The 17,897-nt window shown below is 64.3% G+C and carries 16 protein-coding genes; 14 read left to right on the top strand and 2 right to left on the bottom strand.

Translation table 11 applies throughout. From position 1 onward, the window contains the following. Position 1: 1 nt before the first annotated feature. Positions 2-1,225, bottom strand: coding sequence for a D-amino acid dehydrogenase (locus tag DXT74_RS14080; protein WP_194426262.1), 1,224 nt, complete (start codon positions 1,223-1,225; stop codon positions 2-4). Positions 1,226-1,358: 133 nt separating this feature from the next. Between DXT74_RS14080 and DXT74_RS14075 the strand changes: the two genes are divergently transcribed. The 10 genes from DXT74_RS14075 (at position 1,359) to DXT74_RS14030 (ending at position 11,727) form a co-directional block, all read left to right on the top strand. Further along, entirely contained in the window at positions 1,359-2,939 is a 1,581-nt protein-coding gene (locus DXT74_RS14075; RefSeq protein WP_019104303.1) for an ABC transporter substrate-binding protein, read from the top strand. Further along, complete coding sequence (locus DXT74_RS14070) at positions 2,927-3,877, top strand: succinylglutamate desuccinylase/aspartoacylase family protein (RefSeq protein WP_194426261.1); 951 nt, start codon at positions 2,927-2,929, stop codon at positions 3,875-3,877. Before DXT74_RS14075 ends, DXT74_RS14070 begins: the two co-directional genes overlap by 13 nt. A 361-nt stretch (positions 3,878-4,238) precedes the next feature. Continuing rightward, a complete protein-coding gene (locus tag DXT74_RS14065) occupies positions 4,239-4,427 on the top strand; it encodes a DUF1843 domain-containing protein (RefSeq protein WP_043631543.1) in 189 nt (62 codons plus the stop codon). A gap of 72 nt (positions 4,428-4,499) precedes the next feature. Beyond that, positions 4,500-5,120: a DUF1842 domain-containing protein gene (locus tag DXT74_RS14060; RefSeq protein ID WP_194426260.1), complete on the top strand. Its 621-nt coding sequence runs from the start codon at positions 4,500-4,502 to the stop codon at positions 5,118-5,120. Positions 5,121-5,159: 39 nt separating this feature from the next. Then, entirely contained in the window at positions 5,160-5,762 is a 603-nt protein-coding gene (locus tag DXT74_RS14055; RefSeq protein ID WP_194426259.1) for a DUF1842 domain-containing protein, read from the top strand. 224 nt (positions 5,763-5,986) lie between these two features. Beyond that, positions 5,987-7,453 (top strand): GDL motif peptide-associated radical SAM/SPASM maturase, encoded by a 1,467-nt coding sequence (locus DXT74_RS14050; protein ID WP_194426258.1) that lies wholly within the window; start codon positions 5,987-5,989, stop codon positions 7,451-7,453. A gap of 219 nt (positions 7,454-7,672) precedes the next feature. Next, complete coding sequence (locus DXT74_RS14045; protein WP_194426257.1) at positions 7,673-8,674, top strand: substrate-binding domain-containing protein; 1,002 nt, start codon at positions 7,673-7,675, stop codon at positions 8,672-8,674. Between the two features lie 205 nt (positions 8,675-8,879). Continuing rightward, entirely contained in the window at positions 8,880-9,407 is a 528-nt protein-coding gene (gntK, locus tag DXT74_RS14040; RefSeq protein ID WP_194426256.1) for a gluconokinase, read from the top strand. A 1-nt stretch (position 9,408) separates the two neighbouring features. After that, positions 9,409-10,746 carry a gluconate transporter gene (gntU, locus tag DXT74_RS14035; protein ID WP_194426255.1) on the top strand — a complete coding sequence of 446 codons (1,338 nt, stop codon included), beginning with the start codon at positions 9,409-9,411 and terminating at the stop codon, positions 10,744-10,746. Between the two features lie 75 nt (positions 10,747-10,821). Beyond that, positions 10,822-11,727: a sensor domain-containing diguanylate cyclase gene (locus DXT74_RS14030; RefSeq protein WP_043631518.1), complete on the top strand. Its 906-nt coding sequence runs from the start codon at positions 10,822-10,824 to the stop codon at positions 11,725-11,727. A 52-nt stretch (positions 11,728-11,779) separates the two neighbouring features. Here DXT74_RS14030 and DXT74_RS14025 read toward each other — a convergent pair whose 3' ends face one another. Then, positions 11,780-12,631, bottom strand: coding sequence for a hypothetical protein (locus DXT74_RS14025; RefSeq protein WP_143330212.1), 852 nt, complete (start codon positions 12,629-12,631; stop codon positions 11,780-11,782). Between the two features lie 381 nt (positions 12,632-13,012). Here DXT74_RS14025 and dhbC point away from each other — a divergent pair, with 381 nt between their 5' ends. The 4 genes from dhbC to DXT74_RS14005 are packed head-to-tail and all read left to right on the top strand — an operon-like array spanning position 13,013 to position 17,509. Then, a complete protein-coding gene (gene dhbC, locus DXT74_RS14020; RefSeq protein ID WP_194426254.1) occupies positions 13,013-14,197 on the top strand; it encodes an isochorismate synthase DhbC in 1,185 nt (394 codons plus the stop codon). After that, positions 14,194-15,840 carry a (2,3-dihydroxybenzoyl)adenylate synthase gene (locus DXT74_RS14015; RefSeq protein WP_194426253.1) on the top strand — a complete coding sequence of 549 codons (1,647 nt, stop codon included), beginning with the start codon at positions 14,194-14,196 and terminating at the stop codon, positions 15,838-15,840. Before dhbC ends, DXT74_RS14015 begins: the two co-directional genes overlap by 4 nt. Beyond that, a complete protein-coding gene (locus DXT74_RS14010; protein WP_043631503.1) occupies positions 15,837-16,718 on the top strand; it encodes an isochorismatase family protein in 882 nt (293 codons plus the stop codon). Before DXT74_RS14015 ends, DXT74_RS14010 begins: the two co-directional genes overlap by 4 nt. Then, complete coding sequence (locus DXT74_RS14005; protein WP_194426252.1) at positions 16,715-17,509, top strand: 2,3-dihydro-2,3-dihydroxybenzoate dehydrogenase; 795 nt, start codon at positions 16,715-16,717, stop codon at positions 17,507-17,509. The genes DXT74_RS14010 and DXT74_RS14005 overlap by 4 nt, the downstream gene beginning before the upstream one ends. The last annotated feature ends 388 nt before the right edge of the window (positions 17,510-17,897 follow it).

The following is a 17,897-nucleotide window of genomic DNA, read 5'->3' as shown; positions in this document are numbered from 1 at the left end:
TTTATCCTCCAGCCATCTCCCGCGCCAGCCGCTCGGCGCTGCCCAGGGCCAAGGTAAAGCCCAAGGCGCCGTGTCCGAGATTCAGCCAGAGATTAGCCGGTCCGCCAGGCGCGCGTCCTATCATGGGCACCCCGTCCGGCGTGGCCGGCCTCAAGCCGGCCCATTCCGTAGCCTGTTCCAAACAGCCCGCCCGCGGCCAATCGCGCTTCACTTGCCGGCGCAAGCCGGCCACGCGCCGCGGATCCGGGCTTTCGTCGTAGCCAACCAGATCCGCCGCCGCCGCAACCCGCAGACGCCCGTCTATCGGCGCGTACAAGGTCTTGCGTTCGAAGTCTGTGACGCTTAGAACCGGCAAACACTCTCCCGCGGGCATGTCCAGGCTGTAACCCTTCAGCGGATAGAGCGGCAGCCGCAGGCCCAGCTTGCGCGCCAACGCCGCGCCGCCGACGCCGGCGGCCAGCACCAGATGCCGGCAGGGCAAGACCTCATCGGACAGCAAGACTTGCCGCACTCGCCCCTGAGCCATTTCGAAACCGCTAACTTCCCGACCAAAGCGGAACTCAACATCCAGGCCTTCCTCAAGCATCCGCCGCTGCATGGCCAGGCAGAACAGCCGACAATCCGCCACTTCCTCGTCAGGGGTATGCACGCCGCCGGCTATCGGCCCGCTTAGTCCGGCCAAGGCCGGCTCCAAATCATGGCAAGCATCCGTATCCAGCAGCTGCTGGCACGCACCCAGCTCGCTCATCGCCGCCACGCCTTGACGCGCATGCTCCAGCGCCGCCGCGCTGCGGTACAGCACCAGCTTGCCGTTGCGCCGCCAGGCAAAGCCGCCCAACCCCTCCTCGCGCAGCCCTTCAAGCAACACGCGGCTTTCTTGCGCCAAACGCCACAACTGAGCGCTGCCGGCGCGATTGGCTTTACGGTTGCAAGCGCGATAAAAGCGCCACAACCACAGCCATTGAGCCGCGTCCCAGCTTAGACGCAAACGCATAGGCGCATCCGCGCTCAACAGCCAGGCCAGCGCCTTGGCCGGCACGCCCGCATCGGCCAGCGGCGCGACATAGCTATAGCTTAGCTGACCGCCGTTGGCGTGGCTGGCGCCGGCCGCCGCCTCGCCGCGCCGCTCCAACACCGTGACCGGCCAGCCCGCCCGCGCCAGCCGCCATGCGCTGCACAGGCCAATTACGCCGGCGCCCACGACAAACACTCTCGATCCCCCCATCACCGCCCCCTCGCAAAGTCCGTCGAAACCGCGAAGCCGGCCCGCGCCGGGAACCAATTGCCATGGTCTTGGACCGACAGCGGTAGATAACGGACAATTCGCATGCCGCGAACAAGAATTCAGGATAGCGTAAATGACAAAATCGATCCTCTCCCTTTCCCTGTTGCTGGCCGGCGCCTTGCCTGCCGCCGCGCTGGCGGCCAAGCCGCTGGTCTTTTGCGCGGAAGCCTCGCCGGAAGGTTTCGACCCCGCGATGTGGGACACCGCCTCCACTTACAACATCGTCAAGCCCGTCTTCCAGGGGCTGACCGAATTCAAGCGCGGCGGCGTGGCGCTGCGCCCAGGTCTGGCGGAAAGCTGGAGCGTGTCGGCGGACGGGCTGGAATACACCTTCAAACTGCGCCGTGGCGTCAAATTCCATCACACCGAGTATTTCAAGCCCAGCCGCGACTTCTCCGCCGATGACGTGGTGTTCACCGTCAACCGTTGGATCCGGCCGGACCTGCCGTTCAATCAGGCGTTCAAGACCCCGCTGACCGGCCCGGACGGCTACGGCCTCGTCAAACTGATAGCCTCGGTGCAAAAGCTGGATCCTCACACCGTCAAGATCCGGCTGAAGGAGCGCAACGCCACCTTCCTGACGTTCTTCGCGATGGGCTTCGCCGGCATGCAGTCGGCTGAATACGCCCAGCAGCTGCTGCAGGCCGGCAAGCCCGCGCAGATCAACCTACTGCCCATCGGCACCGGCCCCTACCGCTTCAAGAGCTACGCCAAGGATTCGACCGTGCGCTATGAGGCCAATCCTCAATACTGGGGCGCGCCGCAAAAAACCCGCAGCCTGATCTTCGCCATCGTCACCGACCCGCAAGTACGCATCCAGAAGCTAAAGGCGGGCGAATGCCAAGTGGCCGCGGCGGTGCGCGAGTCCGATCTGGACACCTTGAACACCGACAAGAACATCAAGATCGCCGCCACCGGCGCCAGCAATATTTCCTACCTGGCCTACAATCTGAAACGGCCGCAGTTCGCCAAACGGGAAGTGCGCGTGGCGCTGGACATCGCCATCAACCGCGATGCCCTGTTCAAAGCGATGTTCCCCAAGGGCGGCGCCACTCAGGCGGTTAACCCCTATCCGCCGTCCACCTGGAGCTGGAACCCCAAAACCCGCAATGAATACAACCCGGCCAAGGCCAAGGCGCTGCTGGCCCAAGCCGGCTACCCCAACGGCTTCACCCTGGATTTATGGGCGCTGCCGGTGCAGCGGCCCACCAATCCCAACGGCAAACTGATGGCGCAGATGATCCAGCAAGACTGGGCCAAGATAGGCGTCAAGGCCAATATTCGGTCCTACGAATGGGGCGAGTACCTGAAACGCGCCGCCGCCGGCGAACACGATGTCTATATGTCGGGCCTGACCAGCAACTCCGGCGATCCGGACGACTTCCTCTGGAACGCCCTGTCCTGCAGCGTCAGCAAGGGCGGTCAGCGCTTCTGCAATCAGGAGTTCGATAAGCTGCTGCTGCTCGGCCGGCAAGCCACCGAGCAGAAGCAACGCACTCAGTATTATTTGAAAGCCCAGGAAATTTTCAAATACGAACGCCCCTGGATCACCATGGCCCATTCGCGCATTTACATTCCGATGCGCAACAATGTGCAGGGTTTCGTGATGAATCCCAATGGCTCTTTTGACTTCGAGGACGTATGGCTCAAATAAACCCGGCCTGGCCCACCCATTTCGCCAGCCACCGTTACCAGAGTTTGCGGGCCGGCCCGCGCCTGATCGTCACCGGCGCCGTGCACGGCAACGAGGTTTGCGGCGCGCTGGCCATCCGTCGCGTGATGGCCGAACTGGAACAAGGCGCGCTGGCGCTCCGCGCCGGCCGGCTGACTCTGGTTCCGGTGGTCAATCCGCTGGCTTTCCAGCTGGGTCAGCGCGGCGGCGAACGTAACCTGAACCGCAATCTCGCGCCCAGCAACGCGCCGGGCGACTTCGAAGATCACGTCGCCAACTGGCTGTGCCCCTTGCTGTCGGAACATGAGGTTTTGCTGGACCTGCATTCCTTCCAGTCCCCCGGCCGGCCTTTCGTCTTCCTCGGCCCGCGCGACAACGCCGGCGAGCTCGAACCCTTCGCCCTGGCCGCGCGGGAAGAGGCTCTGGCGCAGCGGCTGGGCGTGGCCCGCGCAGTGGACGGCTGGCTGTCCACTTACGCCCTGGGCGTGAGCCGCCGCGGCAAGACCGCCGGCGGCGATGCCCGATACGGCGTGGGCACCACCGAATACATGCGCCAACAAGGCGGCTGGGCGCTGACGCTGGAATGCGGCCAACACGACGACCCCGCCGCGCCGGATGTCGCCTACCAGGCCATCGTCAATACGCTGGCCCATCTGGGCATGATGGACGCGCCGCCCCCCACGCCGGCTCCTCTGGAAGCGCTGAGCCTGTATGAAGTGGTGGACAAACTTGACGATGGCGACCGCTTCGCCCGCGACTGGACCAGCTTCGATCCGGTGAGCAGAGGCGAACTTATCGGCTGGCGCGCCGACGGCAGCCCGGTGACGGCCATAGACGACGGTCGCATCGTCTTCCCCAACCCTCAATCGCCAAGCGGCCAGGAGTGGTTCTATCTGGCTCGCCCCTCCAATCGGTTTTAAGCCTCTCTTCCTTGCTCCGGGCTGCGTTCGCGCGGCTCGGTACTTCCACTTAAGTATTTGTTCTCCATAAAAACTGACCTTAAGTTCAGTTTGCCGCCGCCCCCAACTGCTACACCGATAAACACTGCCGGGCTTTGTCCGGCAGCCCTTTGCGGGCGGCCCGCTCTCATCCGCCCGTCATCTCGTTAATCAGCGCTAAGAACGTGTTTACGATCCCGCTAGCAAAAGCGAGACATGGCGAAAACGGCTGAGAAAGCGGAATGCACATACGGCACATGAACATTTCGAAGCGGCACTCACCGTGTCGTGTCTCACAACGCGCAGCAGATCGCAAACAGGTTCTCAAGGAACAGGTCGACTCATGAGCCATCTTCCCACGCATCAAGTCTTGCCTTACGGCGTCGCTATTCACCAAGCAATTGCGGAAGGCAATCTGGCGCAGATGAAAACCCTGCTGGAACAAGGCGAACAGCACTTGCGCCAATACGGCGATCTGCATGCCGCCGTCGATCAGTTGAAGCAGGAAATCTCCCGCCTGGAACGACGCTAAGAACACTCTCGCGATCCCGCGAGCCCGCTCGGCTCGCCAGGCAGGAACATCACCTAACTCTCCGGAGGTTTTATGTCAGACACCGCACAAACCGATATCGACTTGTTTCCCGTCAGCTACCTCATCGGCACCGGCATGGACGGCGCGCAACGGCTTACGCTGAACCTGCTGGTCGCGCCGCCGCGCAGCGCCGTGACCGGCGACGCCCACATCACCCAGGCCACCAATCCGCCGCTGGACGTTCACTCCCACGTTCACGGCGACTACACCTACCTGACGGTGATGCCGCCCAGCGAAGGCCGCGTTCTGATCACCGCCCAAGGCCACAGCGGCAACACGGTCAACTTCAAACTGCACTTGGTTCTGAGCCAGGACTGGAAACAGGGCGTGGCCAATTACAGCTATCTGAACGGTTCCGCGTGGGTGGAAGTGGAAAACGCGCCGGCCAAACTCAACCCGGAACTGAAATCGCGCTATTTCCCGTTGCCGCTGGGACCCGGACCGGTGATTCTTCCCAACCCGCCCATCAATGCGCTGTACGGCGTGCCGATTCAAAGCGCCATCGCCAGCGGCGACCTGGCCCACATGAAAACGCTGGCCTCCTACGCCCGCCAGCAATTGGACGCTCAGCCGCAACTGCGCAAGGAACTGGACGCGCTGAAATCGGAAATCGCCAAGCTGGAACGCAAATAGGCTAGCGCCGTCTCTCCCCCATCCGCCAAGGAGTGCTCCATGTCAGCAACAGGATTGTTCCACACCCGTTACATCGTTTCCGCCCCGGTGCTGGGCGCACCGGTCCTGACCCTGGACCTGCTGGTCAACACGCCGCAGAAAAAGGTCAGCGGCCACGCCAGCATTTTCCAAAGCGTCAGCCCGCCGCTGCAATTCCAGGCCAATGTCTGGGGCCATTACAGCCAAGCCAAACTGGACCCGTCCGCCGAGCACCACATCGTGCTGTCGCTGGACGGCAGCCCCAGCTCTCCCAACAGTCAGATCGCCGAAACCTTCCACTTGCAAGGCATTCTCGACCAGAACTGGAAGGACGGCCACGCCAGCTACCGCTTCTTCTACCAGAACACTTGGCACACCGTGGCGCACGCCATCGTGACCGAGGCCCCGGCCGTGCATCCGGAGCCGCGCTCCGGCAGCAAGCCCTACCCCCACCCCATTCCGCTCTACGCCGCTGCGCTTCAGCAATCCCGCTCCAGCGACAATCTGGCGCAGATGAAGTCGCTGGCCATTCAGGCGGAAGAGCAGTTGAAGCAGCACGACAATATCGAAGCCGCGCTGAAGCAGCTGCATGCGGAAATCGCCCGCCTAGAAGGCCGGCATTGAACGGCGCCGCACGCTAAGAACGTGTTTACGATCTCGCGAGCCAAGGTGAGGCAAGGCGAAAACGGCTGAGCAAGCGGCGTGTACACACGGTACATGAGCATTTTGAAGTTGCACTCGCCGAGCCACGTTTCACCACGCGTAGCAGATCGTAAACAGGTTCTAAGCAGTTCAAAGTCCAGGGGCGTCCAGCGGACGCTCCTCGCCCCCCTTCCAAGGACCCGCTCATGCTCGATGACCGCCCCGCCGTCCGTCCCGCCCGTTATCTGGACGACGAAGACTTCAAGCGTTACGTCCCGGTGCACGTGGTTTGGGAAATCACGCTGGCCTGCGACCTGAAATGCCTGCACTGCGGCTCCCGCGCCGGCCACCGCCGCCCCAACGAGCTGTCCACCGCCGAATGCCTGGAGGTCATAAACGCGCTGGCGGCGCTGGGCACGCGCGAGATCACCCTGATCGGCGGCGAAGCCTATCTGCGCAAGGACTGGACCCAATTGATCCGCGCCATCCGCGGCCACGGGATGTATTGCGCGATCCAGACCGGCGGCCGAAATCTGAACCCGGCCCGCCTGCAACAGGCGATAGACGCCGGCCTCAACGGCGTCGGCGTATCGCTGGACGGCCTTGCGCCCTTGCACGACAAGGTGCGCAATGTGCCGGGCGCTTTCGACAAGGCGGTGGACGCCTTGCGCCGCGCCAAGGCGGCCGGCCTCGCCGTCAGCGTCAATACCCAGATCGGCGCGGCCACCATGCCGGACTTGCCGGCGCTGATGGACCAGATCATCGAACTGGGCGCCACCCACTGGCAGATCCAGTTGACGGTGGCGATGGGCAATGCGGTGGACAATGACGAGCTGCTGCTGCAACCCTACCAACTGCTGGAACTGATGCCCTTGCTGGCGCGGCTTTACCGCGAAGGCGTGGAGCGCGGCCTGCTGATGAATGTGGGCAACAATATCGGATACTACGGCCCGTACGAGCGCCTGTGGCGCGGATTTGGCGACGAGCGGGTTCACTGGAGCGGCTGCGCCGCCGGCCAGACCGTGCTGGCGCTGGAGGCGGACGGCACCGTCAAGGGCTGTCCATCGCTGGCCACCGTCGGCTTTTCCGGCGGCAATGTTCGCGATATGAGCCTGGACGACATCTGGCACCACAGCGAGGGCATCCACTTTGGCCGCCTGCGCTCGGTGGAGGATCTATGGGGCTATTGCCGCGGCTGCTACTACAACGACATCTGCCGAGGCGGGTGCACTTGGACCTCCCACTCCCTGCTGGGCAAGCCCGGCAACAACCCCTACTGTCATTACCGCGCGCTGGAGCTGGAAAAACAGGGCCTGCGCGAGCGCATCGTCAAACTACAGGACGCCGCGCCCGCCTCCTTCGCCGTTGGACGATTCGACTTGATCACCGAAGACATCGCCAGCGGCCAGGAAGTCAGCCGAATCAGCCGCAGCGGCCAAGTCATCGCGCTGACTTGGAAAAACAAGGGCAAAACCGCGCCGCGCGAAGGCAAGCCGCCGGCCAAGCTGGCGCTGTGCCGGCAATGCCAGCAATACATCCACCCCGACGAAACCTGTTGCCAGCACTGCTCGGCGGACATCGCCGCCGCCGACCGCGACTACCAGCAAGAGCAGGCAAAACGTCAGCAGGTGATCAACAATCTGCGTCGCTTATTGGGCTTGCCGGCTGATTAAACCTCGCGACGTCGGCGACGAAGCGCGCTTTTATGCCAAAAAACTGAGATACACGGCCACAGCCATCCACTAGCCATAGCTCATTTGACGGAAATCGGTCTACAATCGCGGCTTGCCTGACTTACCACGCCGCCATGGGAGCCGATGTCCGCATGACCTGTTTCGCGCCGTTCGCCCTATCACTGGAAGCCGCCGCTTCCGCCTCGCCGGACCCGCGCTATGAGCGATAAGCCGAGGCGCCCGTCGCTGCAGGACATCGCAGACCGGGTAGGCACTTCCAAAATGACGGTCAGCCGTTACTTGCGCAACGCCAGCCTGGTATCGGACGCCACCGGCCAGCGCATCTCCAGCGCGATGGAGCAATTGGGCTATATCCCAAACCGGGTGCCGGACCTGCTGGCCCGGGCCAAGAGCCGCGCCATCGGCGTGTTGTTGCCGTCGATGTCCAATCAGGTGTTCTCCAACCTGGTTCACGGCGTCGAGTCCGTGACTCGGGAAGCCGGTTACCATACGCTGTACGGTCATTACTGCTACGACGTCGAACAAGAAACCCGGCAAGTGGAGCAGTTGCTGTCTTTCCAGGTGGATGGGTTGATCCTGTGCGAAACCATCCACTCCGAACGCACCTTGCGCATGCTGCAAGTGGCGGCGATTCCGGTGGTGGAGGTGATGGAACTGCCGTCCCAGCCCATAGACCTGGCCGTGGGCCTGGACCATCAGGCCGCCGCCGAAGACATGACCCGGACCATGATCGCGCGGGGCAAGCGGCGCATCGCCTATCTGGCCGCCCGCCTCGACCGCCGCACCCGGCTGCGCGCCGCCGGCTACCGGGCGGCGATGGAACAAGCCGGACTGGTTCCGCTGGAGATACAGACCGAGCAACACTCCAGCTTTCAGCTAGGCGGTGAGATGTTGCGCCAAGCCATGGCCGCCGCGCCGGACCTGGACGGCGTGTTCTGCACCAACGACGACATCGCCGCCGGCGCCTTGCTGGAAGCCCAGGCCATGGGCATGGCCGTGCCGCAGCGTATCGCCGTCGCCGGCTTCAACGCCTTGGATATCGGCTCCGCCTTGCATCCGCGGCTGGCCAGCGTGGTCACGCCGCGCGAAGCGATTGGCCGGCTGGCGGCGCAACGCTTGCTAGGCCGTATCCACGGCCAGCGTTACACCGATCCCGTCATTGACCTGGGTTACACCCTAAGCCTGGGCGGCAGCGTCTAGGCCCGTGCCGGAATACGACACTCGCCCCTCAAAAAAACCTTTATTTATCAATACAAAAACCACAAATCGCCACAGCCGAGTCAAGGCCGGCGCTCAAAACGCTTGCCTGCGCCTTGCAAAGCCGACATATTGTTATCGGCGTAATGTTACCGGTAACAATCACGATCCGCCTTCAAACAATTCGACAACTCATTGGAGTGGCTTCATGAATTCCACACCACATCAGGTTTACGTGCTGATGGGCGTTTCCGGCTGCGGCAAATCCGCGCTCGCCGCGCAACTGTCCCGGCGCCTGACATGCGCCGTACTGGACGGAGACTTCCTGCATCCTCGCGCCAATATCGACAAAATGGCCGCAGGAACGCCGCTGGATGACGCCGATCGCCACCCCTGGCTCAACGCGCTCAGCGACGCCGCCTACGCCATGCAACGCAGCAACGCGCTGTCCATCATCGTGTGCTCCGCGCTGAAACGGCGTTACCGCGACCAGCTGCGCGCCGGCAACCCGCAGTTGTCCTTCCTTTACTTGAAAGGCGATTTCGACCTGATCCTGCAACGGCTGCAAGCCCGGCAAGGCCATTTTCAAAAGGCCGATATGCTGGCCTCGCAATTTGCCGCGCTAGAGGAACCCGGGCCGGACGAAACCGATGTCCATACTCTGGACATCCGCCCCGAGCTGAACCGCGTCGTCGCCGACGCGATGCGCCTGATCCAGTCCCGCCAGGAGCGCTGACATGTCCATTGCAACCCTCGTATTGACCGCGCTGGGCTCGGTTGCCCTGTTGTTGTTGCTGGTGATGAAGGCTCGCTTGCATGCGTTCATCGCGTTGATGCTGGTCTCGATCGGGGCCGGCGTGGCCTCAGGCATGCCGGTGGAAAAAATCGCCGACACCATGCAAAAAGGCATGGCAGGAACCCTAGGCTTCCTCGCCGTGGTGGTGGCCCTGGGCGCGATGTTCGGCAAGATACTGCATGAAACCGGAGCGCTCGATCAGATCGCCGGCCGGCTCTTGAGCAGCTTTGGCGAACGGCGCGCGCATTACGCGCTGGGCGTGGCCGGGCTGGTCTGCGCGCTGCCGCTGTTCTTCGACGTCGCCATTGTGCTGCTGATCGGCGTGGTGTTCGCAGTGGCTCGCCGCACCGGCGGCAATGTGGTCAAGCTGGCCGTGCCGCTGTTCGCCGGCGTGGCCGCCTCGGCGGCCTTCCTGCTGCCCGGCCCCACCCCCATGCTGCTGGCCTCGCAGATGCAGGCGGACTTCGGCTGGATGATCGTCATCGGCCTGGCCGCGGCGATTCCCGGCATGCTGCTGGCCGGCCCGCTGTTCGGCAGTTTCATCAGCCGGCACGTCAGCCTGGCCCTGCCGGACGACATCAGCGAGCCGACGCTGGAGCGCGACCGCATGCCCTCCTTCGCCTTCAGCCTGACGTTGGTGCTGTTTCCGCTGGTCATGGTGGCCTGCAAAACCCTGGGCAGCCATCTGGCGACGCCGGGCTCGACCGTCTTCCATTGGCTGCAGTTCATCGGCCATCCGTTCAGCGCCATCCTGGCCGCCTGCCTGATCGCCATTTATGGCCTGGCTGTCCGTCGCGGCATGGAGGCGGAGCAGGTCATGCGCATCTGCAACGCCGCGCTGCAACCGGCCGGCATCATTCTGCTGGTGACCGGCGCCGGCGGGGTATTCAAACAGGTACTGGTAGATTCCGGCGTGGGGCCGGCGCTGGGCAACGCGCTGATCGGCGCCGGCCTGCCCATCGCCGTCGCCTGCTTCGCGCTGGCGGCCGCGGTCAGAATCATTCAAGGATCCGCCACTGTCGCCTGCCTGACCACGGTGGGACTGGTGCTGCCGGCCATCGAGACCATGGGCTTGTCCGGCGCGCAGCTGGCCGCGCTGTCCATCTGTATCGCCGGCGGCTCCATCGTGCTCAGCCACGTCAACGACTCCGGCTTCTGGCTATTCGGTAAATTCACCGGCGCCAACGAGGCTCAGACTCTGAAAACCTGGTCGCTGATGGAGACGATACTGGGCACCACCGGCGCGCTGGTGGGCATGGCGGCCTTCACCATGTTGTGACGCGCAGCATGCGCCTTGGCAAGCACGGCAGCCGGGTACGATACTCACTGAAACACGCTTGAGTAGCCCACCTCCATGACGGACGCCCTCTGCATCACACTGCTTGCAATGCTGGACAACAGCGCGGCTCTTGTCGCGCTGTTCGACCGGCACGACATGCTGCGCTACGCCAACACCGCCTTTCGACAAAGCTTCTTCCTAACGCAGGAGGAGTGCCTGAGCTGGGCGGAACTGATGCGACGGAACTACCAGCAAAAACAAGGCTCGCGGATAGAGACCGACGATATCGAAGCCTGGTTGCGCTCCGCCTGTTCGCGCCGCGGCAAGCTGCCTTATCGCGCTTTCGAGGCTGATTTATGCGACGGCCGATGGATGTGGATGACGGAAACGATGAGCGCGGACGGCTGGATGCTATGCCAAGCCAGCGACATCACCGAGCTGCGGGCTGACAAACGCGAGCTGCGCCAGGCTCGCGATGTGGCCTTGCGCGCCGCCCAGACCGATCCAATGACCGGCATCAGCAACCGCACCCATTTGATGCAGTTGCTCCAACTATTGCTGCAGCAAAGGCGTGAGCACTCGGCGCCGGCCTGCCTCGCCATCCTCGACCTGGACCACTTCAAACGCATCAACGACCTGGAGGGCCATCCAGCCGGCGATCAGGTGATCTGCAGCTTCGTTCAGACCGTGCGCGCTCAGCTACGGCAAAGAGACGGTTTTGGGCGTTTGGGCGGCGAGGAATTCATGCTCTTGCTGCCGCAAACCTCGCTGCTTGAAGCCGAACAGTGCTGTGAACGGATTCTCGCCGCCGCGCGGCGGGACCGTCCGCTGGCGGCCAAACCGGAACTAGGCTACACCTGCTCGATCGGGCTGACCGAACTGCGGCCAGACGACGACGTCGCCAGTTGCTACGCGCGGGCCGATGAGGCGCTTTACCACGCCAAGGGCAGTGGACGCGATTGTTTAAGCAGTAGCCGCTAAGCGCCTGTTTACGATCTGCCCGCATCGGCCAAATCGTAAACAAGCTCTAAGTTCAGCCGGCCGTAGCCAACAGATCAGACGTTCTCCAGCGCTCGAAACGCCGCTGGGCCGCCGTCACGCTGGACGCGGTCAGCGTCAGGCCGCCGCAAGCCGGCGCCCAGTCTTCGCCGCGTTCCGGAGCGTCGTCGAAGGCCAGCAAGTGCGGGGCGTCTCCCGCCGCCATGCCCGGCCCCAACAGCACCGCGCCGTCCGGATTGCCGGCGCTTTCCACTAGGCCCACCCGCCCCTCGCTCAACAGCATCGGGAATCGATGGCTGGCGGCCACCGCCTGGCGAGCGTCGCGCGCGATCTGCAGCTTGTCGGCGTCGCCAGGCTCCAGCAGCACCGGGCAAGGCAGAGCCGATGCCAGCTCGCGGTGAATCTGGCTCTCAATCACGGTTGGCGGCAGCAGCGCCGCGCTGACCAGATCACTCAGATACGCCATCTCATTAAGTTGAATCAAGACATGCGCCAAGGGCACGCCCGCGGCCAAGCATTGCAAATAAACCCTTCTTTGCTCCAACAACGCCTGCCTTCCGCGTCCCGTCGTCGCGCCGGCAAGCGGTTGGACCAGCACGCTCCAGCCCCCCTCTCGCAACTGCCACGCGGCCAACTGCCCTGCCTGCTCCAACAAGGCCGGCAGCGGCAAACGCAACAGCAGCAGGCGCCGCGAACCGGTTCCGGCCAATGCCGCTTGGGCCGCGCGGCGCCCGCGCGTCACCGTCTCCCGCGCTCTATCGTCCGCCATCGCGTCGGCCATCAGTTCGCGCGGCGAGGGTAAACGCCGCAAGCTCATCGGCTCCGCCGCCTGCGCACTATCGGGAACGCCGTCCATGCTGTCGCTGCCTTCGGAATACATTGTCATTCTCCATCCTGCGCCTGCCATGCAAGCGGTTCAATTGGCGGCTACGATATTTTTATTGAGAATGATTGTCAATTGCGTTTTTAACAAAATTAGTCCAATCGCCCGGCATGAGACCCCGTCTTTCGCCTTCGCATTGCCTGACTTCATGCGCCCCTTTGCATCCCCGCCACCCCCACGCAGCAACAGAAAAAGGCGTAAACATTAACGAAGACGCCCAAAACCTAGCCTCTGCCCCTGCGAAGTTCTAGAGCAAAAATGTGAAATCAATATCATCTGTGCGTAATATCACCGTATTGCAATAGATAACGATTATCATTTATATTCGCCATCGACGCTCAAAACGAGCCATCCCCCACCTACCCAGTGGACTCAGGAACAGCGATGAACCAAACCTCACTCGATCCAGCCTATAGCGGCGAACACAATCTGTTGGCCGCCTACCAGGCCGATTCCGCCTTCTTCTTCGCCTCGCCATGCCACACTCTCCTGGCTGAAGGCATCCAGCAAGTGATCACCGAAACCGACCCCAGCGCCGCCATTGCCGCCGCGCTGGCCTCCCAGCCGGACCCGGCTCAGGCCGTAGTGGTAGGCGCCATTCCCTTCATGCCGGAACAACAACCCTGGTTGTTCGTGCCGCGGCGCGTGCGCCGCGCCGACGCGCTGAAACAGGAACAACGCAGCGCTCTGCGCCAACCTTTGCAGGCCGATTGCCAATTGACCCCGCAGCCGGCGCCGGCCGCTTACTGCCAAGGCGTCAGCGACGCGCTGGCCCGCATCGGCAGCGGCGCGCTGGACAAGGTGGTGCTGTCGCGCACCTTAGAGCTTTCCGCCCAACAAGCCATAGATCAGCGTCAATTGCTGCTCAATCTGGCCAGCCAGAACCAGCACGGCTACACCTTCGCGGTGCAGCTGAGCGCGGACGACGCGCCGCGCCGGGCGCTGATGGGCGCCAGCCCTGAGCTGCTGCTGGCGCGCTACGGCCGGCAAGTGATCACCAATCCGCTGGCCGGCTCCGCCGCGCGCAGTCCGGACCCGACTGAAGACCGCCGCCGCGCCGACGCCCTGCTGGAATCCGGCAAGGACTTGTACGAACACAAGCTGGTGATCGACGCCGTGGTCGAGGCCTTGGCGCCGTATTGCCGCAATCTGCAAGTGCCGGCCGGCCCGTCCCTGGTGTCTACCGCCACCATGTGGCACCTGTCCACCCGCATCAGCGGCGAACTGATCGACCCGACCGTGGGCTCCTTCGAGTTGGCCCGCGCGCTGCACCCCACCCCGGCGGTATGCGGCTTCCCGGCGGACCCGGCCCGCAAGCTGATCCGCGAGATCGAACCCTTCGACCGCGGCTTCTTCACCGGCATGGTGGGCTGGTGCGACGGCAACGGCGACGGCGAATGGGCGGTCACCATCCGCTGCGCCGAAATCGCAGAGCGCACGCTGCGTCTGTTCGCCGGCGCCGGCATCGTCACCGGCTCGCTGCCGGAAAGCGAACTGGCTGAAACCGCGGCCAAGTTCCGCACCATGCTGCGCGCGATGGGCCTGGCAGACTTGGCGGAGGCGGCATGAGCGAGCAACAACTGGACTGGACCCCTTGGCCGGAAGACTTTGCCCGCCGCTACCGCGAGGCCGGCTATTGGCAGGGCCAGACCCTGTTTTCCATGCTGGCGGCCCAGGCCGAGCAACAGCCGGAAAAACTGGCCCTGGTGGCCGGCAAGCAGCGGCTGAACTACCGCGAACTCAAGCTCTACGCCGAACGCCTGGCCGCCGGCCTGTACGCCCGCGGCCTGCGCCCCGGCCAGCGCGCCGTGGTGCAGCTGCCTAACTGCGCCGAGTTCTTCATCGTCGCTTTCGCGCTGTTCCGTCTCGGCATGCTGCCGGTGTTCGCGCTGCCAGCACATCGCCGCGCCGAAGTATCTTACTTCTGCCAGCACACCGACGCCGCGGTCTACATTTGCGCCGACCAGCACGGCGGCTTCGACTACCGCACGCTGGCGGCCGAGCTGCTGCCGCTGGCGCCCTCGCTGCAACACGTGATCGTGGCCGGCGACGCCGGCGACTACACCCCGCTCAACAGCCTCTACCTGATGGACCAGCCGCTGCCCGCGGAGCCGGATGCCAGCGGCCTGGCCTTCTTCCAGCTTTCCGGCGGCAGCACCGGCGTGCCCAAGTTGATTCCGCGCACTCATGACGACTATCTGTACAGCTTCGCCGCCAGCGCCGAAATCTGCGGCCTGAGCCGAGACAGCATCTATCTGTGCGTGCTGCCGGCCGGCCACAACTTCCCGATGAGTTCGCCCGGCAGCTTAGGCGTGTTCCACGCCGGGGGCACCGTGGTACTGGCCTCCGGCCCCAGCGTCGACGAATCCTTCGAGCTGATTGAGGCCGAGTCCGTCACTATCGCCGCGTTGGTGCCTCCGCTGGTGCCGCTGTGGCTGGACGCCGCCGCCAAGCAGCCGGGCAAGCTGGCCAGCTTGCGCCTGCTGCAGGTGGGCGGCGCCAAGTTCGGCCCCGAGCTCGCCGCCCGCGTCGAGCCCGCGCTGGGCTGCAAACTGCAGCAGGTGTTCGGCATGGCGGAAGGCCTGGTCAACTACACCCGGCTCGACGACGGCCCGGAACGGGTGCTACACACCCAGGGCAGGCCAATCAGCGCAGACGACGAAGTGCGCATCGTCGATGACGAGGACCAGCCGGTGGCGCCGGGCGAAGTCGGCCATCTGCTGACACGCGGCCCCTATACCATCCGCGGCTACTGGCGCGCCGCCGACCACAATCAGCGCGCTTTCACCGCCGACGGTTTCTACCGCACCGGCGACCTGGTGAGCATGAACGCCGACGGCTATCTGACGGTGGAAGGCCGCGCGAAGGATCAGATCAATCGCAGCGGCGAAAAGATATCGGCCGAGGAAGTGGAAAACCACCTATTGGCCCACCCGCTGGTGCGCGACGTCGCCATCGTGGCGATGAGCGACCCCTATCTGGGCGAGCGTTCCTGCGCCTTCATCATCCCACGCGAGCAACAGGCGATCCGCCTGCCCCAAGTGGCGGCCTTCCTGCGCGAGCGCGGCCTCGCCGCCTACAAGATTCCGGACCGGCTGGAGCTGGTCGACACCCTGCCGCAAACCAGCGTCGGCAAAGTCAGCAAGAAAACCCTGCGCCAGATGCTGGAACAGAAACTGGCCGCACAGCCCACCCAAAGGTCACAAGCATGAGCATTCCCCGCATCGCCCCCTACGCCATCCCGTCCCAACTGCCGGAAAACCGCGTCAACTGGACGGTGGCGCCGCAGCGCGCCGCGCTGCTGATCCACGACATGCAGGAATACTTCCTGGATTTCTATGATCGAGACGCCGAGCCTGTGGCCACCGCGCTGCGCAATATCGCCGCCATCCGCGCGCGCTGCCGCGAGCTCAACATCCCCGTGTTCTACACCGCCCAGCCGGCGGAACAGGCCGACAGCGACCGCGGCCTGCTCAACGATATGTGGGGCCCCGGCCTGCCGGCGCGCCCGGAACGCCACCCCATCGTGGCCAGCCTGAGCCCGGCCGCCGACGACACCGTGCTGACCAAGTGGCGCTACAGCGCCTTCCAGCGCTCGCCCTTCCTCAACCTGCTGCGCCAACAAGGACGCGATCAGCTGATCATCTGCGGCATCTACGCCCACATCGGCTGCATGAGCACCGCGCTGGACGCCTTCATGTACGACATCCAGCCCTTCTTCGTCGCCGATGGCCTGGCCGACTTCTCCGCCGAACGCCACGCGATGGCGCTGGAATACGTCGCCCAGCGCTGCGGCGTGACCCTGGACAGCCAGCGCCTGCTGAATCAACTGGCCGCTCCGGCCAGCGCCGCGCCCAGCGCTGAAGCGCTGCGCGTCGCCATCGCCGAGCTGTTGCAACAGCCGGCCAGCGACATCGGCCTGGACGACAATCTGCTGGACTGGGGTCTGGACTCCATCCGCCTGATGAGTTTGCTGGAACAGTGGCGCGCGCTGGGCGCGGAAATCGACTTCATCGAGCTGGCGCAACAACCCAGCGTCAACGCCTGGCAGGCGCTGCTGGCGCGCCAGCTGGACAGGGTGGCCGCATGAGCGCCAGCTATCCGGAATTCCGCGGCCGGCTGGCCGTGGTCAGCGGCGCGGCCCAGGGCATAGGCGCGGCGCTGGCGCGCTCGCTGGCGGACCAGGGCTGCCGCGTGGCGGCCCTGGACCTGCGCGCCGACGGCCTGCAGCAGCTGGCGCTGCACGCGCCGGCTCACGCCGACGGCCGCATCATTCCGCTGCCGCTGGACATCCGCGACGGCGCGGCGGTGGAACAGGCGGTGGCGCGCATCGAGGACGAGATCGGTGCCATCGACATGCTGGCTAATGTCGCCGGCGTGCTGCGCCTGGGCACGGTGGAGCAACTCAGCGACGAGGACTGGCTGCAGAGCTTCGCCGTCAACACCCACGGCGTGTTCTTCCTCAGCCGCGCGGTGGCGCGGCGCATGCAGGCGCGCCGCCAGGGCGGCATCGTCACCGTCGGCTCCAACGCCGCCGAAGTGCCGCGCACCCAGATGGCGGCCTACGCCGCGTCCAAGGCCGCCACCACCCAGTTCAGCAAGTGCCTGGGCCTGGAGCTGGCCGAGTTCGGCGTGCGCTGCAACATCGTGTCGCCCGGCTCCACCGACACCGCGATGCAGCGCCAGCTGTGGAGCGACGACGCCATCCCGCCGGCCATCCTGCAAGGCTCGCTGGAGCAGTACCGTACCGGCATCCCGCTGCGCCGCATCGCCACGCCGCAGGATGTGGCCAATGCCGCGCTGTTCCTGCTGTCGGATCAGGCGCGCCACATCACGCTGCATAATCTGTATGTGGACGGCGGCGCGACGCTGGGGATCTGAGGGACGGTCTACGATCTTTCCGAGTGGGACCATTGCCTCAAAACATTGAGTCCGCTACGCGGATAATGATTTAGGGCCGGTTCCGCCGTGACCGAGCGAGGCAAGCGCAGCGTCGCGAGGGAATAAAACGGAAAGGGAGATTTGAGCGGCCAAATCTCCCTGTCACTGAGCGAATCAAAGATTCGCACGTAGTCCCCTAAAGGCCGCCCTACAAGCCTGGCCTACGGCTTCCCGCCGGGTCCCGGGGCGCATCGGATACGTGGTTTCCTATTTAGCCAACAAAGCCTCAACGCACTGGGAAAATCATGAACAGGTTCTTACGTGCCTATTCACGATCCACAAAGAAAAACGGGCAAGACCAAATGGTCTTGCCCGTTTTCACGTCGCC

Source organism: Chromobacterium sp. Rain0013, from assembly GCF_015291765.1.
Taxonomy (GTDB): domain Bacteria; phylum Pseudomonadota; class Gammaproteobacteria; order Burkholderiales; family Chromobacteriaceae; genus Chromobacterium; species Chromobacterium haemolyticum.
Note: the sequence above shows the minus strand (reverse complement) of the source record. Positions and strands in the feature narration are given on the sequence as shown.

Coding starts and splice junctions, on each gene's coding strand:
- DXT74_RS14080 (WP_194426262.1), bottom strand. CDS start 1,225: ATGGGGGGATCGAGAGTGTTTGTCGTGGGCGCCGGCGTAATTGGCCTG.
- DXT74_RS14075 (WP_019104303.1), top strand. CDS start 1,359: ATGACAAAATCGATCCTCTCCCTTTCCCTGTTGCTGGCCGGCGCCTTG.
- DXT74_RS14070 (WP_194426261.1), top strand. CDS start 2,927: ATGGCTCAAATAAACCCGGCCTGGCCCACCCATTTCGCCAGCCACCGT.
- DXT74_RS14065 (WP_043631543.1), top strand. CDS start 4,239: ATGAGCCATCTTCCCACGCATCAAGTCTTGCCTTACGGCGTCGCTATT.
- DXT74_RS14060 (WP_194426260.1), top strand. CDS start 4,500: ATGTCAGACACCGCACAAACCGATATCGACTTGTTTCCCGTCAGCTAC.
- DXT74_RS14055 (WP_194426259.1), top strand. CDS start 5,160: ATGTCAGCAACAGGATTGTTCCACACCCGTTACATCGTTTCCGCCCCG.
- DXT74_RS14050 (WP_194426258.1), top strand. CDS start 5,987: ATGCTCGATGACCGCCCCGCCGTCCGTCCCGCCCGTTATCTGGACGAC.
- DXT74_RS14045 (WP_194426257.1), top strand. CDS start 7,673: ATGAGCGATAAGCCGAGGCGCCCGTCGCTGCAGGACATCGCAGACCGG.
- gntK (WP_194426256.1), top strand. CDS start 8,880: ATGAATTCCACACCACATCAGGTTTACGTGCTGATGGGCGTTTCCGGC.
- gntU (WP_194426255.1), top strand. CDS start 9,409: ATGTCCATTGCAACCCTCGTATTGACCGCGCTGGGCTCGGTTGCCCTG.
- DXT74_RS14030 (WP_043631518.1), top strand. CDS start 10,822: ATGACGGACGCCCTCTGCATCACACTGCTTGCAATGCTGGACAACAGC.
- DXT74_RS14025 (WP_143330212.1), bottom strand. CDS start 12,631: ATGACAATGTATTCCGAAGGCAGCGACAGCATGGACGGCGTTCCCGAT.
- dhbC (WP_194426254.1), top strand. CDS start 13,013: ATGAACCAAACCTCACTCGATCCAGCCTATAGCGGCGAACACAATCTG.
- DXT74_RS14015 (WP_194426253.1), top strand. CDS start 14,194: ATGAGCGAGCAACAACTGGACTGGACCCCTTGGCCGGAAGACTTTGCC.
- DXT74_RS14010 (WP_043631503.1), top strand. CDS start 15,837: ATGAGCATTCCCCGCATCGCCCCCTACGCCATCCCGTCCCAACTGCCG.
- DXT74_RS14005 (WP_194426252.1), top strand. CDS start 16,715: ATGAGCGCCAGCTATCCGGAATTCCGCGGCCGGCTGGCCGTGGTCAGC.